General features: G+C 65.5%; 16 protein-coding genes and 2 tRNA genes. 4 read left to right on the top strand and 14 right to left on the bottom strand.

Annotation, left to right across the window (positions count from 1 at the left end; genetic code table 11):
* The first annotated feature begins 212 nt into the window (after positions 1 to 212).
* A complete protein-coding gene (locus VW23_RS14060) occupies positions 213 to 1406 on the top strand; it encodes a pyridoxal phosphate-dependent aminotransferase (protein WP_069910192.1) in 1194 nt (397 codons plus the stop codon).
* Here the strand turns inward: VW23_RS14060 and VW23_RS14065 are convergent.
* The 14 genes from VW23_RS14065 to VW23_RS14130 form a co-directional block, all read right to left on the bottom strand.
* Positions 1403 to 2374 carry a phosphotransferase enzyme family protein gene (locus VW23_RS14065; protein WP_069910193.1) on the bottom strand — a complete coding sequence of 324 codons (972 nt, stop codon included), beginning with the start codon at positions 2372 to 2374 and terminating at the stop codon, positions 1403 to 1405. The genes VW23_RS14060 and VW23_RS14065 overlap by 4 nt on opposite strands.
* Positions 2375 to 2397: 23 nt before the next feature.
* Complete coding sequence (locus tag VW23_RS14070) at positions 2398 to 4140, bottom strand: ABC transporter ATP-binding protein (protein WP_069910194.1); 1743 nt, start codon at positions 4138 to 4140, stop codon at positions 2398 to 2400.
* A gap of 115 nt (positions 4141 to 4255) precedes the next feature.
* Positions 4256 to 6208: a putative bifunctional diguanylate cyclase/phosphodiesterase gene (locus VW23_RS14075; RefSeq protein ID WP_069910195.1), complete on the bottom strand. Its 1953-nt coding sequence runs from the start codon at positions 6206 to 6208 to the stop codon at positions 4256 to 4258.
* Between the two features lie 3 nt (positions 6209 to 6211).
* Positions 6212 to 7363, bottom strand: a complete 1152-nt coding sequence (locus VW23_RS14080) for an FIST signal transduction protein (protein ID WP_069910196.1) — start codon at positions 7361 to 7363, stop codon at positions 6212 to 6214.
* Between the two features lie 226 nt (positions 7364 to 7589).
* Positions 7590 to 7913 (bottom strand): low molecular weight protein tyrosine phosphatase family protein, encoded by a 324-nt coding sequence (locus VW23_RS14085; RefSeq protein WP_069910197.1) that lies wholly within the window; start codon positions 7911 to 7913, stop codon positions 7590 to 7592.
* A complete protein-coding gene (locus VW23_RS14090) occupies positions 7910 to 8632 on the bottom strand; it encodes an alpha/beta hydrolase (protein WP_244513590.1) in 723 nt (240 codons plus the stop codon). Before VW23_RS14090 ends, VW23_RS14085 begins: the two co-directional genes overlap by 4 nt.
* A 15-nt stretch (positions 8633 to 8647) precedes the next feature.
* Positions 8648 to 8866: a hypothetical protein gene (locus VW23_RS14095; protein ID WP_141728338.1), complete on the bottom strand. Its 219-nt coding sequence runs from the start codon at positions 8864 to 8866 to the stop codon at positions 8648 to 8650.
* Positions 8863 to 9435 carry a GNAT family N-acetyltransferase gene (locus VW23_RS14100; RefSeq protein WP_084646114.1) on the bottom strand — a complete coding sequence of 191 codons (573 nt, stop codon included), beginning with the start codon at positions 9433 to 9435 and terminating at the stop codon, positions 8863 to 8865. Before VW23_RS14100 ends, VW23_RS14095 begins: the two co-directional genes overlap by 4 nt.
* Positions 9436 to 9508: 73 nt before the next feature.
* Positions 9509 to 10657 (bottom strand): slipin family protein, encoded by a 1149-nt coding sequence (locus VW23_RS14105; protein ID WP_342029924.1) that lies wholly within the window; start codon positions 10655 to 10657, stop codon positions 9509 to 9511.
* Positions 10658 to 11106: 449 nt separating this feature from the next.
* A tRNA-Ile gene (locus tag VW23_RS14110) sits at positions 11107 to 11173 on the bottom strand.
* A gap of 1 nt (position 11174) precedes the next feature.
* Positions 11175 to 11250, bottom strand: a tRNA-OTHER gene (locus VW23_RS14115).
* Between the two features lie 236 nt (positions 11251 to 11486).
* On the bottom strand, positions 11487 to 11846 hold the full coding sequence (locus VW23_RS14120; RefSeq protein ID WP_069910200.1) for a helix-turn-helix domain-containing protein: 360 nt from the start codon (positions 11844 to 11846) through the stop codon (positions 11487 to 11489).
* Complete coding sequence (locus VW23_RS14125; RefSeq protein ID WP_069910201.1) at positions 11843 to 12427, bottom strand: Smr/MutS family protein; 585 nt, start codon at positions 12425 to 12427, stop codon at positions 11843 to 11845. The genes VW23_RS14120 and VW23_RS14125 overlap by 4 nt, the downstream gene beginning before the upstream one ends.
* 24 nt (positions 12428 to 12451) lie before the next feature.
* Positions 12452 to 13168 carry a Tim44/TimA family putative adaptor protein gene (locus tag VW23_RS14130; protein ID WP_069910202.1) on the bottom strand — a complete coding sequence of 239 codons (717 nt, stop codon included), beginning with the start codon at positions 13166 to 13168 and terminating at the stop codon, positions 12452 to 12454.
* Between the two features lie 159 nt (positions 13169 to 13327).
* Between VW23_RS14130 and VW23_RS14135 the strand changes: the two genes are divergently transcribed.
* From VW23_RS14135 to VW23_RS29815, 3 genes are all read left to right on the top strand, one after another.
* Entirely contained in the window at positions 13328 to 13777 is a 450-nt protein-coding gene (locus VW23_RS14135) for an FxsA family protein (protein WP_084646116.1), read from the top strand.
* A 73-nt stretch (positions 13778 to 13850) separates the two neighbouring features.
* On the top strand, positions 13851 to 14348 hold the full coding sequence (secB, locus tag VW23_RS14140; RefSeq protein ID WP_069910203.1) for a protein-export chaperone SecB: 498 nt from the start codon (positions 13851 to 13853) through the stop codon (positions 14346 to 14348).
* Positions 14349 to 14509: 161 nt separating this feature from the next.
* Positions 14510 to 14666 (top strand): phage terminase small subunit-related protein (locus VW23_RS29815; protein ID WP_425285210.1); only part of this gene is annotated, 157 nt, incomplete at its 3' end.

Below are 14666 nucleotides of genomic sequence, written 5' to 3' on the forward strand. Positions count from 1 at the left end.
CCCCTGTCCCCTCCCCCTGAACATGGGGAGGGAGACCCTCCCACTGGTATCGAGGCTATCGTCTCCCTCCCCCTGTTTGAGGGCGAGGGATCAAGGGTGGGGGTCAGCCCGCGCCGGCGGTTCAACTCATATCCGAACCGCTCTAGTGACCGCCGCGTCTATGCAGTACCAAGGCCGGGACCCGTCCCCGGCCTTCCTACTGGAGCATCGCGTTGACCGTCGCCCGCGCCACATCGCCGATCCCCTCCGTCTCCGCCCGCTCCGACGTCCAATCGCTGCAGTCCTCGCTGATCCGCGAGGTGGCGAATGCCGGAATGGGTCGGACTGACGTGCTGCCGTTCTGGTTCGGCGAGTCCGACCAGCCGACGCCGCGCTTCATCCGCGAAGCAGCCATGGCGTCACTGGCCGAGGGCGAAACCTTCTACTCACAGAATCTCGGCCGGCCGTACCTGCGTGAGGCCATCGCCGGCTATCTCAGCGAGCTGCATGGCACCGCGATCACGCCGGGACGCATCGCGGCGGTGGGGTCGGGCGTCTCGGGGCTGATGATCGCGGCGCAGATGGTGCTTTCGCCCGGCGACCGAGTGGTGGCAGTAACGCCGCTCTGGCCCAACATCGTCGAGATCCCGAGAATTCTCGGCGCCGAGGTGGTGCGGGTGCCGCTGGCGGTCACCAACGGCAAGTGGTCGCTGGATCTCGAACGGCTGCTGGCAGCGCTGACCCCGGACACGCGGCTCGCCATTATCAACTCGCCGAACAACCCCACCGGCTGGACCATCGAGGAAGATGAAGTCGACGCGGTGCTGGCACATTGCCGCAAGCATGGCATCTGGGTGCTGAGCGACGATGTCTATGAACGGCTGGTGCATGACCCCGAGCGTCGCTCGGCTCCGTCGTTTCTCCGGCGCTATGAGCCGGGCGACCGGATCATCTCGGTCAACAGCTTCTCGAAAGCCTGGTCGATGACCGGCTGGCGCGTCGGCTGGCTGGCAACCCCGGAGACGCTGTCGAACGATCTGACCAAGGTCATCGAGTACAACACCTCCTGCATCCTCGAGCCGGTGCAGCGCGCCGCGACGGCCGCGCTGACGGCGGGCGAGCCGACGGTCATGAAGCTTCGGGCCGAGCTCACTGCCGCCCGAACCCTGCTGGTCGACGAGCTGAGCCGGATACCGGGCGTCAGCGTCCCCGATGCCGGCGGCGCGATGTATGTCTTCTTCCGCGTCGAGGGCTTTGACGACACGCTGGCGCTGGCGAAACGCCTGGTCGAGGGCGCAGGGCTCGGCCTCGCGCCAGGCGGCGCGTTCGGGCCGGAAGGCGATGGCTGGCTGCGTTGGTGCCACGCGGTTGAGCCCGGCAAACTCCGCGAGGGGGTCAGGCGGCTCAGGAGCTTTCTCGGGCGCTAAGCGAGGGGCGTGCCGAACCGCGCGGCGCGTTCGGTCTTTCCGTCCTCGAGGCGGCTGCGCAATCCGATCATCCAGTCCGGCTCAGTCGGCCAGGTTTCGCTGAGCGCGTAGGCGACCCGGGCGTACCAGTAGAGATCGGCGAAGCGACGGCAGACCGGCCGCAAAGCCGGGTCGGGCAACGGGCGGACCGAGGCATAGCCGGCAAGAAACATCGCTTCCCGCGCAGCCGCGAGCTCAGGCTCGACCTCGTCGGCAAGGCTGTCGACGGCCTGTCCGATGTCCATGGCGAACCAGTGGTACATGGCATCATCAAAATCGATGGCGAAGCAGCGCCCGCTCGCTGCATCGAAGAAGACGTTGTCGCATTCGAAATCGTAGTGGACGAGGCCATAGCTCTCGGCGTTCCGCGGCAGCTCCGACAGGCGACGACCAATCACCTCAGCCTCGGCGACAGCGGCTTCAGTGCCGGGCAACGGCCGCAGCTCCGTCCGGATCCAGTCCAGCACATCGCTTTCGCTCCAGCGACGCGGCCGATCGGGGCGATAAGCTTTCGATAGCTGATGCAACTCGGCCAGCGCCCGCCCGTAGCTGGTGATGATGGTCTCGCCCAGATCGGTCCGGCTCAGCTGAATGCCGGGCACGGCATGGAAGGCCGTTGCGTGATAGCTGCCCCACGGCGTGGTTGTTGAGACGACGTGCTGGCCGTTCCTTGCGGCGATCGGCACTGCGGCGCCGTAACCGGCCTTGCCGAGGTAGGACAGCAACTCCAGCTCCGCCGCGATATTCTCGGCACGCTTTTCGGCCGCCGGGGCAAAGCGCAGGAAGCGCTGCTCGCCCTCGAAGCTGAAGAGATAGATGGCGTTGGACGAGATCCGGTACCAGGCGAACGGCGCTGGATCGGCATCCCAATCGGCTCGCAACAGCTCGGCCAGCGGCCGGTTGTCCTCTAGATATTTGAGCTTCAGCATCGTCCCCCCTCGTCGATCCGGTATCAGGTCGCCGTCACCGGCTCGGCAAACTGCGCGCCATGCAGCCGGGCATAGGCGCCGCGGCGCTCCAGTAGCTCGGCGTGGCTGCCCTGTTCGACGATCCCCTCGCTGCTCACCACCACGATACGATCGGCATTGCGAATGGTGGCGAGCCGATGCGCCACCACCAGGGTGGTACGACCCTCGGACAGCGCGGCGAGCGCCTGCTGGATGGCGTACTCGGTGGCGGTATCGAGCGCTGAGGTCGCTTCATCAAGGATCAGGATCGGCGGGTTTTTGAGGAAAATGCGCGCGATGGCGAGGCGCTGCTTCTGCCCGCCCGAGAGTTTTACGCCGCGCTCGCCGGTGGGGGTATCGAGCCCATCGGGCAGCGACAGCACGAACTCATCGAGCGCGGCGCGCCGCAGCGCCTCCATAACCTCGGCGTCGCTGGCGCCGAGCCGGCCATAGGCAACGTTCTCGCGAATGGTCGAGCCGAACAGGAACACATCCTGCTGCACGATGCCGATCTGACCGCGCAGCGAGGCCTGCGTCATGTCGCGGATGTCGATGCCGTCGATGCTGATCGCGCCGGCGGTGACGTCATAGAAGCGCGGCAGCAGGGAGCAGATAGTGGTCTTGCCGGCGCCGGAGGGGCCGACAAAGGCGACGGTTTCGCCGGCGGCGATAGTGAGGTTCAGCCCATCCAGCACCTTGTCCTTCGCGGCCGGATCGCCCGAATAGGCAAAGCTCACATCGCTATAGACGATATCGCCCTTGAGGCTCTCGACCGCCCGGGCGCCGGGCCGGTCGGCGGTATCGGGCTCGGTGTCGATCAGCGTGGTGAAGCGGCGGAAGCCGGCAATGCCCTTTGGGTAGCTCTCGAGCACCGAGGTGATTTTGTCGATCGGCCGGAAGAACACATTGACCAGGAGGAGGAAGCTGACGAAGCCGCCGTAGCTCAGCTCGCCCTTGATGACGAACCAGGTGCCGGCGACCATCACCACCAGCTGCACGAAGCGAGTGCTGAAATAGCTGAGCGCAATCGAGGCGGTCATGATGGCATAGGCGCTGAGCTTGGTGGCGCGATAGCCCTCGTTGTTCTTGGCGAACAGCCCGCGCTCGTAATCCTCGTTGGCGAAAGCCTTGACCACACGGATGCCGCCGACGCTTTCCTGCACCCTTGTGTTGAAGTCGCCGACCTGGCGGAACAACTGCTGCCAGGTGGTGGTCATCCGCGCGCCATAGCGGCTGACCAGCCAGGTCATCAGCGGTACGATGATGGTGGTGAGGAGCGCCAGCTGCCAATGCACGGTGAACATCAGGAGGAAGGCGCCGATGAAGGTCAGCACCGCGATGAACAGGTCCTCGGGGCCGTGATGGGCCACCTCGCCCACCTCCTCGAGATCCTTGGTGACGTGGGTGATCAGCTGGCCGGTCTTGTTGTTGTCGAAATAGCGGAAGCTGAGCTTCTGGATGTGATCGAAAGCCTGCCGGCGCATATCGGTCTCGATCGAGATGCCGAGCGCATGGCCCCAGTAGTTGACGATGGCCGAGAGCACCGTGTTGAGCGCGAACACCCCCAGCAGCAGCGCCGCCGTTGCGGCGATCAGCCCCCAGTTCTGCCCCGGCAGCAGGTCGTCGACGAACAGCTTTACCGCCAGCGGGAAGCCGAGCTCGAGGATACCGGCGAGCACGGCGCAGCCGAAATCGAGAAAGAACAGGTGCTTGTAGGGGGCGTAATAGGCAAAGAACCGGCGCAGCATGAAACTTGTCCGCAGAACTCAGAATATCGGGTAGCGCATAGGCCGGTTCAGCCGGGCTGTCCACCCGGGCAGGATGTTCCACGTGAATCCCGGGGACAGCTGGCAGCCGCGGAGGCTACACCCCGCCTGTGCCGGTGGCGGCCTTGGGTTCCACGACCATGGGCACCTCGCCCCGGGGATCGCTCGACAGGTCGAGCAGGTGGCGAACTGCGTCCCGGCTCATCGGCCTCGCGATCAGGAAGCCCTGGGCTTCGGTGTAATCCAGCGCGCGGACGTTTCTGAGCTGCTCGGCCGTCTCGATGCCCTCGGCGGTGGTCACGATCCCCATGCGCCGCCCGATGCTGGCGACCGCCCCCAGGATGATGTGGGCTCCCGCCGTGTTATCGAGGGCGCGAACGAACGAGCCGTCGATCTTGATCTTGTCGAAGGGAAACGCCAGCAGGTAGTTCAGCGCCGAGAAGCCAGTACCGAAATCGTCAAGTGCCACCTTGAGCCCGAGCGCGTGCAGTTGGTGCAGGATGTCGAGGTTGGTCTCGCTCTGCTCGAGGAACAGCGTTTCGGTGATCTCGACCTCGACCCGGTCCGCCGCCAGGCCGCTGGCGGCCAATGCATTGACCAGCACCCCGACAAGGCTGCCGCGTTCGAACTGCACCGTCGAGACATTCACCGCAATCCGCATCGAAGCCGGCCAGCGGGCAGCTTCGGCAAAGGCCTCGCGGATCACCCACTCGCCGATCGGCATGATCAGGCCGAGTTCCTCGGCCAGGGGGACGAAATCACCTGGCAGAATCAGGCCCTCGGTCGGGTGGCGCCAGCGCAGCAGAGCCTCGAAGCCGACGATCTGCTGTGCCGCGAGGTTGAGCACCGGCTGGTAAAACAGTTCGAACTCGCCGTTGGCGAGGGCCCGCCGCAGATCGTGCTCCATGCTGGAGCGCGCACTCAGCGTCTGCGCCAGGTCAGGCTCGAAGAAACTGTAGCCGCCGCGGCGTCCCCGCTTGATCGAGTACAACGCCAGGTCGCCGCTCCTGAGCAGCGCGTCCGCTCCTGCACCGTCCTCGGGCGCCAGCGCGATGCCGATGCTCACGCCCACCAGCACGGCGTGATCGTCGATGTCGAAAGGCCGCCGGATCGCATCGAGGATGGTACGGGCCAAAGCGAGGGCACTGTCCCGCGTCCCACCCGGCAGCAGCACGGCGAACTCGTCGCCGCCCATGCGCCCAACGACACCCGCCGCCGCCGTGCAATCGGAAAGCCGCGTCGCTACCTGCCGCAGCAGCTTGTCGCCGCTGGCATGACCCATCGAATCGTTGATCGCCTTGAACCCGTCGAGATCGAGGCAAAGCACCGCAAAGCCCGCGCCGGAGTGCAGCGCCTCGAACGCCTGCCCCAGCCGCTGGTAGAAGAAGTTGCGGTTCGGCAGTCCGGTGAGTGCATCGTGGTAGGCCTGGTGGGCGAGCTCGGCCTGCATGCTGTGCAGCTCGGTGATGTCCTTGTGCATGGTCACCCAGCCGCCATCGGCCATCGCCTTGTGCGCGACCGACATCACCCGGCCGTTGGCGAGCTGGTGGACCGCGGATGAACTCACCCCTTCTGTCGCCACGAACAGCCGCTCGCGCAGATAGGCCACCGGATCGTCGCCGCCGGAGGTGCCGGCGGCGATGCGCGCCTTGAGGATGGTGACCAGATGCGTGCCGACCCGCCCCAGGTGGCGCGGCAGGTTGTACATCTCGAGATACTGATGGTTGCAGACCACCAGCCGCTGGCGCGCATCGAACATGGCAAGGCCCTGCGACATGTTCTCGAGCGCGGTGAGGAAGCGTGTGTTCTGGGTCCTGAGCTTCTGTCGACTCCTCGTCAGCTGTGCGGTGCGCTTGTCGATCTCGGTTTCGAGCCCGACCTGGAACGCTGTCAGCTCGCCGATCATCAGCTCCATCGAGCGATCGGTGCGGGTGCGGTCGAGCTCAGCTTCCTCGTAGGCAGCCGTGATCAGCCTTTCGAGCGCCACCAGGTCGACATGACCGGCGGCGTCCGTGGCTTTCTCCAGCTGCCGGTCAAACAGCTTGCGCAAGGCTCAGGCCGCCTCTTCGGTCAACACGGTCACCGTCATGGTCTGGTTGTGCAGCTGACAGAAGCCTGACCCTTCGTCGGGGGAGATCTCGCCGTAGGAATAAAAGCCGACCGGCAGGCAGCGCTCCGACAGCTCGGCCGTTGCTGCCTCGATTTCCTCGTCGATCCGCTGGCCCATCAGCAGGCGCCGCCCGATGCAGCTCACAAAAATCGCGGCACTCTGGGTATCGGCGGCCGGCCCGGCGCCCAACACCGCCCGCTGGGTGGCTTCGGCCGCCCCGGCGCAGAGCCGATGGAAATTGCCGCGCATCAGTTGCGCCGACCAACCGGTCGGCATGTCGCCGGCAAAGGTCATGGACCCGGTGTCGTGATCGACGGAAAGAATGGTCCGGACCACGCTGCGCTCGGGATGGCGTGGATCGAAGATGCGCAGCGGGAAGAGCAGCGCCGAGCCCGGCAGGTTCTGGCTCTCCTCGGGACCCAGGTAGAGCTTATAGAGGTCGAGCGCCGGCTTGCCGTCGACTTCGTAGAGCACATTGCCGGCGGCGCGGGTGATCCGCCGCATCGGCCCGAACACGTCCCAGCCGCCGGCGCTGCCATGGCCGATGCGGATCGCATCGCCATAAAAGCCGACTGCGGCGATCGCGTTGGACATCGGTGGGCCATCGCAGCCGACCAGGGTCTCGACGAAGTCGGCGCCGTCACCGGCGAGGCCACCGCTCACCGGTACGCCGCGGCCGACCGCATCGACGATACCCTCGACCAGTGCGCTGCCATTGACGTGCAGCCCATCGGAGAGGACGAACACCCCGGCAAGACCATCGCCCTTGAGGCCGGCGCCGATCGCCTGGCCGGTGGCGCGCGAATTGGCGGATCCGGCGATATCGGCGCGCATGACGCGCAGCGTGGTCGCGTCGAAATCGAGCGCCAGGGCACAGGCCATATCATCGCTGACATCGGTGCCGGCAAGCTGGCCGCCGGTCGAGCACCCCAGGACGTGTGCCTCGGGGAAGCGCCGGCGCAGGCTGTCGTAGATCGCGCCATCGGCGAGCATCTGCCGGGTGCCGAAGTAAAACACCAGCCCAGCCCGATCGAGGCCGTCCGTGTCCTCTGACCAGCGCGACGCATCATGCCAAAACAGTTGTGAGGCCCGCATATCGCTCTCTCCCAACAGCAGCGAGGCGGGCGATTGTCTGCAGTAAACCTTAACACTTCGACGAATCGTCGGGGTTGCTTTGCTTGTATGGCGCAACTACCAACAACTACCGAGGGGCAAAGCTGCCATGTACCATTGCACGCGGCGGGGGTGGCGCACGGATCTCTTTATCGCCTCATCACCTCGTTGCTGAAAGGCCCAGGTCTCCGGGGCGAGCCGATCCGGCTCAACGGAGATAGCGACCGACCTTGCTGTTAAGCAGCGCCACCAGCTCGGGCGCCATAAAGGCGTAGTCGTCGACAATTCCAAGGACGATGACGCGCTTGCCCTTCAGATGCGAGCGAAACTGCTTGCCGAGCCTGTTGCGATGCGATGCCTCCATCACAAAGATCAGGTCGGCCCATTCGATCTGCTCGGGCGACAGCCGAACGATTGCATCGTTATCGAGACCCGCCGAGTCGGTTTCGACGTCCGGCCAGGTCGCGAAGACCGCCTCTGCGGTCGGGCTGCGCAGGCGATTGCCGCTGCAGATGAAAAGGGCGTTCTTCACTGCTGCAGCTCCGCTGCCGACCCGGTGGCCGCTCCCGGCTCGGCCCGACCGTCCACCTGACGGGCGAAGCCACCGTGACGAATGAACTGCAGCACCTGCCGCTGCACCTCGGGCCCGCGCATGATGAAGCTGTGAGTGGCACGGACGACGAGATGATCGCGCATGCCATCGACCCGAGTGCGTTCGACCGAAACCCGGCCATCGTGCGGGCGCGGCAGCAGCAGGGTGCCGAGCAGGTACGGCCAACCGGTCGCGCCGGCGATGATACCAAGCTCGAAATCCGGCTTGGTTCGCCAGGCGTCGCTGCAGTAGCGGCTGGTCAGTTGTTGGCCGGCCGGACCATAGAGCCAGCGGTAGGGCGGCAGCGGCGCGAGAAAGTCGGCGACCTCGCTGCCGGCACTGGGCGGCGCCAGCAGCAGCACCCGGCCGATCCTGGCGTGGGGCGGGCGACCGCCAAGCAGGTGTCTTGCAACCAGTCCGCCCATCGAATGGGTGACGAAATGCAGCTTCGGCGCATCCCAGGCGCCGGCCGCGGCAAGCTGCTGTGTGACGATATCGGCCAAGCCGGCAAGGTCATGGCGTCGGGAGGGGTAGTCGAGGTTCAGTATGCGATAGCCGGCGGCGCGGAGAAAACTCTCCATCGGCCGCATGCTGCGGCCGGTGCGGGCGATGCCATGCAGCAGGACGACCAGCTCTTCGTCTTCGGATCGATGTTCCACGTGAATCCCGGGCGCTTAGCCGAGCAGCTTCGCCACGGCCGACACCGAGGTGATGCCGGCAACCTCCTCGCCGGTCAGCTGGCGGCCGAGCTCGGCCTCCAGCTCCAGCGCCAGGCGGGCATGGGCGAGACTGGACCAGGCGGCAAGGCTGTGCATGTCATCGCTGGCCGAGACGGCGCCCTGGATATCGAGAGCGCTGGCGACCAGGGCCATGGCACGATGCTCAGCGTTCAAAGCGATCTCCCTGGTGGTCGTGCAAGCCAATCCTCGCGCCGCAGTTCGAGCTCTACCGCCGGACGGCCGCGGCCAGTCAGCGGATCGTGGTCGTAGGTGGTGGCGTTGCCGATCACCCTAAAGCCGAGCTGGCGATAGTTGAAGATCGAAGGCGCGTTGCGCGCGTCGATGGTGGCCCCGAAGCGGGTAATCCCGTGGGCGAAGAAATGCTCGAACAGCCGGGTGCGCGCTTCGACCACGACGCCCTTGCCCCACCAGGCCCGCTCGTGCACCGCGACATGGCAATGGGCCGAGCCATCGCGCTGGCGCACGACGATGTGGACCCCGATGACCGCGCCGCTCGCCCTGGCGACGATGCCGTGGGCGAAGCGGGTCCGGCCGTTCGGATGCGGGCCGCGAAACCACCAGCCAAGGAGGGAATGCGGCCGTGGCGAGAGGAACAGGCCCTCGAGCAGCACCGGATCGCGTCGCCAGCGTCGTGTCAGCAGGAATGTCTGCAGCCGGCCTGAGCGGCGCAAATGAAACCGCTCAGTCTCGAGGTCACAATCGAGCTCGCTGCGTCGTCCCATCCCCTCAGATAGCGCAGCAGCCAGGTCGCCGCAAACAGCTTGGCCGCCGGAGTTTCCCCCGGCGGCCTCAGTGTCACTCGTCGCGAAGCTTGACGAGGTCGTTCATCAGGCCCGCCGTACCGTTGTGGATGGTCAGGCGCTCGACCTTGCCGGCGATCTCCGACAAGGCTTCGAGCTCCTTCAGCCGCAGCATCACCGGGTTCTCGGCCATCACCCGCGCGGTGTTGAGCAGCGAACGCGTGGCGTTCGTCTCCTCGCGCCGGCGGATGATGTTCGCCTCGGCTTCCTTCTCGGCCGCGACAACCTTGTTGAGGATGTCGCGCATCTCGCCGGGCAGGATCACGTCCTTGACCGCGATCTCACCGACCGTGAGACCAATCGCCGCCATCTGCGTCCGCACCTCGGCAATTGCCTCGGCCTCGGCCGTCACCTTGTCGGCAAGGATCTCGTCGAGGCTCTTAACACCCAGCGACTTGCGGAACGCAAACTGCAGGGCGCGGTAGAGCGCATCGGCAAAGTCCTTGACGGTGGTCGCGGCCTTCACCGCATCCACCACCTGGTACTCGGCGGCAAGGTTCACCCGGAGCGTGACACGGTCACGCGTCAGGACTTCCTGGCCGGTCACGTCGAGCGACTGACGGCGGAGGTCGATGACCTTCACCGCGACCTTGCGGGTCACCGCCCAGAACATGTGGGCACCAGCCTCGAGCTCGCTCACCAACTTGCCGTCGACGAACAGCAGGCCGACATGGCCCTCGGCGACATCGACCGAGGTGACGAGGGTGAGCCTGGCCACACCGGTCAGGCGCTTCTGCACCTTGTCTGGCACAGCAAGATCCCCCGCGACATCGAAGCGCTCGGTGGTCCAGGGACCAGCCTCGGTCCAGTAGACCGCACGCTCCTCCGGCTTCAGCACGGCATGGAGGCGCTTGTCGCGAGACACCACAACCACCTCGTCGGCGCCGGCGCGGATCTCGGTCAGGTACTGTTCCGTCACCTCGGCGTGGTCGCGGAACAGCGCCTTGTCGAAGATCGAGGCGAACTCCGGACGCGCGAGATCGTGCCATTCGATCTCCAGCCGGCCGCGGTCAGCCCGCAGCACGTGCTCGCCCGGGGTGAGGACCCCATGGAACTTGCCCTTGTACAGCGCGATGACGCGCTGGTTTTCCTTGACGATCAGGCGCTCTACACCGCGCACCCGATCCAGAATTTCGATCACCATGGTCGTCCTCCTTGTAACGCCTCTAGGTCATGCCCTGAGCTCGTCCTTCACTGGTTTGGGCCAGCTGGCCCGGTGGTTCGCCGGGTCCGCACCTCGCGGGACCGGTCGAATGGCGGTGGAGCGCTTTCAGGAAAAGTTGAGAGACTTTTCCGGTTCGAAAGCGCGGCCAAATCAAAACAGGTTCCGGGGCGGCCGACCGACCAGGGAGGCGGGCAGGCCGGCGAGCGGGATGTCGATGGAAACGGCGAAGCCACGGCGCAAACGGGTGCGCGGGCCGGGCCAGAACCATGTTCATCCTTCAGCCGGCGCCGGAGCACCCCTCGAAGGGCGGTCCCGGCTTTGGCAGCGCGGGCTTTCGCCTCTGCTGCCGCGACCGACCCCGCAGGACCGGCCCCAGAACCCTTAGTCTCAGTAACCAGCTTAACAGGCTGGTGGCCTTGGAAGGGCCGTGATGGAGGGAGTCGAACCCTCGACGGTCAGATTATCGGTCTGATGCTCTACCCACTGAGCTACATCGTGGAGCACATGACAGGAATCGAACCCGCGACTTCCGGACCTTTTGATCCGGCGCCCTACCTCTGGGCCACATGCGCAATCCCGGTTTCCAGTGGCCGGCGGTACACGGGGAGGCAATGCCATCCGCGCCAGGCGAGAGCTCACGAGCTCGACCCTTTGCCAGTCACCGGCACGTCGCCGGGAGCGGGCGTTTAGGCCTGTTGCTGGAGGGGAGCAAGCAGTAATTTCTCACGTAACTTGCAGTACGGCAGTTGCGAGACATTCTTGCAACAAACACCGCGATGCGTACTTGGCGGTACGCAATGGCGTGTAACTATTTCAGCCGGCGGGCCACTTCATTGCTGAGAAAGCTCAAGTCATCGGGCGCGAGGCGGCCGATGTCGCGGGCGAGACGGTTGGCGAGCTCAGTGGCTTCGGGCGACATGCCGGCAGTGTCGATGGTGATCTTCGGGTCGCTCATCTCGGCGAGGCGCTGCAATTCCTCGGCGTCGTCCCAGATGACGTTGAAATAGGCGATGATCTTCTGCAGCAGCGCGAAGGTCGGCTTGCCGCGACGGCCATGCTCAAGGGCGCTGAGATAGGCGCTCGAAACGCGCAGCGCCTTGGCCATGTCTCTGAGGGTCAACCCACGTTCTTCACGCATGGCGCGGAGTTTTAGGCCCAGTGGTGTCATCGGTAATCCCGCTCCCGCCGCAAGCGAACATAGAAGGCGCCATCACCGCCATGCCCCTGCGCCGCGGTGTCCCAGCCGGCCACCAGGGGCGCGAGGTTAGGCTCGGACAGCCAGACCGGCAGCATGGCACGCAGCACGCCGCGCTCGACGATCACTGCCGCATCGTCGCCGAGCTTTTTCAGCCCTTTGCCGGTGATGACGAGGAGGGTGCGATCGCCACGGGCCGAGCGGGCGTGAATGAAGCGGGTGAGCGCCGCGTGGGCTTCGACCTGGCGCATACCGTGCAGGTCAATCGTGCCGTCGATCTCTTCGCGGCCGCGTTGCAGCCGCTGCTTCAGATTGGGCTCGATCCCCGGCCGCGGGGCCTTCTTGCCCGGCCGGCCATCGGATTGGTATGGCGCCATAGCAGGCAACAACCGATGCCGCTTGGGGGCCGGTGCCACGGGCGGGATCGGCAGCGGCTCGGACTCGAGGTTGACGAGCGCCCTTTGGGGCCTGAGCGGCGACACCGTCTGCGACACTTCGAGCCAAAGGTGCCAGTCGGGGAGCTGGCCCTTTCCATCCGACCGGCGCTTGGCCATCGCATCGCCCCCGCGCGCGGCCGACTATTCGAGCTGGCTGGTGGCGACGAGCTTCCAGTTCGGGTCGCGCGACTTCGGGTTGCGCGCAAAAGTCCATTCGTCGGCGATGTTGGTGACCTGGTCGGCATTGCCCTCGAGCAGGTTGCCGTCCTTGTCGCGGGTGGCCGAAACCACCTCGGCGTGAAAGCGGATGGTGACGTTGGCGGCACGCTTGTCGAGTTCGGCGTCGGAAATCTCGACCTTGGGCAGGCCGACGAAAGTGAAATCGACCTTGTGGCCGGCGGCCTCGCGGTCCTTGATCACCCGCTCGAAGCCGTCATAGACGTCCTTTTCCAGCAGGTTCTTAAGCGTCTGACGATCACCGGCGGCGAACGCGGTGACGATCATTTCGTAAGCCGATTTGGCGCCTTCCATAAAGCTCTTGGGCCCGAAGGTCGGGTCGGCATCGGCCACCGCCTTGAGCCCGGCCGCCACCTTTTCGTCGCCATGAGCGAACTGGGTGATCTCGGCCTCGAGCTTTCGGGCGACGCGCGCCTGATCCTCGTCGGTTTCCGGCGCCGGGCGCGGCCGCATCTGCACGACGTTCTCCTCCCCGGCTTTCGCCGGCGCCGCCTCACGCTGGCGCTGCAGCGGGGTCCGCTCGCGGCCGGTGCGGGTGCCCAGCACCTGGCGCAGGCGGAACAGCACGACAATCGCCAGACCAATGACGATAAGCGTGGGGATATCGAAGAATTCGTCCATCGGAGGTGCAACTCGCGCCAGAGAAAGGGGGGCGCCCGGCTCGCGGAGCCAGGAATGTGCCCTATATATAGGGAAACGCTCAGCCGGAAACCAGTTCACGTTTGGCTGAGGGGCCTGCCGAGGCCTTTATGACGCAGCGCTTTCGAAAGGGTTACCCCATTGGGCCGCCTGTTCTTCCTGTTCTTCCTCCTGGTGCCGCTGATCGAGATCGCCTGCTTCGTGGTGATCGGCAATGCCATTGGGCTATGGCCGACGCTGGCCGGCGTGGTGCTGACGGCGCTAATCGGCTCGCTGGTGATCCGCCTGCAGGGGCTGTCGCTGCTCAACGAGATGCGCTCGACGGTGGGCCGTGGGCAGTTACCGGACCGGGCGCTCGCCGAAGCGATGATGATCGGGTTCGCGGGTCTGTTGCTGCTGTTGCCCGGCTACTTCTCTGACCTCATCGGCATCCTGCTGCTGATCCCGCCGGTGCGTTCGGCGATCTATGCCTTCCTCAAGTCGCGCGTCACCGTGGTGACGACGACCACGGGGGCGGGACCGGGCTTTACCCAGCGACGTGTCGACGACGGCACGATCGACCTCGATTCCGATGAGTGGCGGCCGCGCTGAGGCCGGAATGCTTGTGGCTTAAGGCCAAAGGTGCTAGCCAGCCGGCCACCGAAAGCTCGAGGAATTTTCGACTATGGCTGACCAGACCCCGCCCGAAGCCGCACCCGCGAACGCCGGCACGGCGCCCAGCTACAGCCTCGTTGGGCAGTATACCCGCGACCTGAGTTTCGAGAATCCGGGCGCGCCCGGCTCGGTGATGCTCGGCGGCACCAACCCCAACTTTACCGTCGGCATCAATGTTGGCGTCAAGAAGCAGGCTGACGACCTCTATGCGGTCGAAATCAGCCTCAACGCCAAGGCCGAGCGCGACAAGACCGTGCTGTTCAATGTCGAGCTGGTCTATGGCGGGGTGTTCCGGGTCAAGAACGTGCCCGAGCAGCAGCTGCCGGCGCTGTTGATGGTCGAATGCCCGCGGATGATCTTCCCGTTCGCCCGCCATGTGCTGGCCACCATCGTGCAGCTCGGCGGCTTCCCGCCGCTGATGATGGAGCCGGTGGATTTCCAGGCGCTCTACATCCAGAACGTGCGCAACCTGCAGGCCCAGCAGGCGGCAAACTCGCAGCCGAACTAGTCTACCTGCCGGCCAGCAGCCAGTCGGTTGATGGCGCTGCACCGTACGAACAGTTCTGCCCTACCTACGGTGTCATCCCCGCGAAAGTGTGTTGTTCCGGCGGATTGGCGTGATGGACTCGGTGTAGAACGAGGCGTTGCCTTTGTCAGGGAGCGCTTGGGATGGATCTGAAGTTGCACGCCAATGCGACAACGACGCCGAAGACGCGGGCCTACATTCAGGCCAGCACGGCGAGCGTCGCGGACCTGGCTGTCGAGCTGGGCGTCAATGAGAGCACGGTGCGGCGCTGGAAGAGCCGGACCTCAGTGGCCGATCGGT

This window comes from Devosia insulae DS-56, assembly GCF_000970465.2.
Lineage (GTDB): Bacteria > Pseudomonadota > Alphaproteobacteria > Rhizobiales > Devosiaceae > Devosia_A > Devosia_A insulae.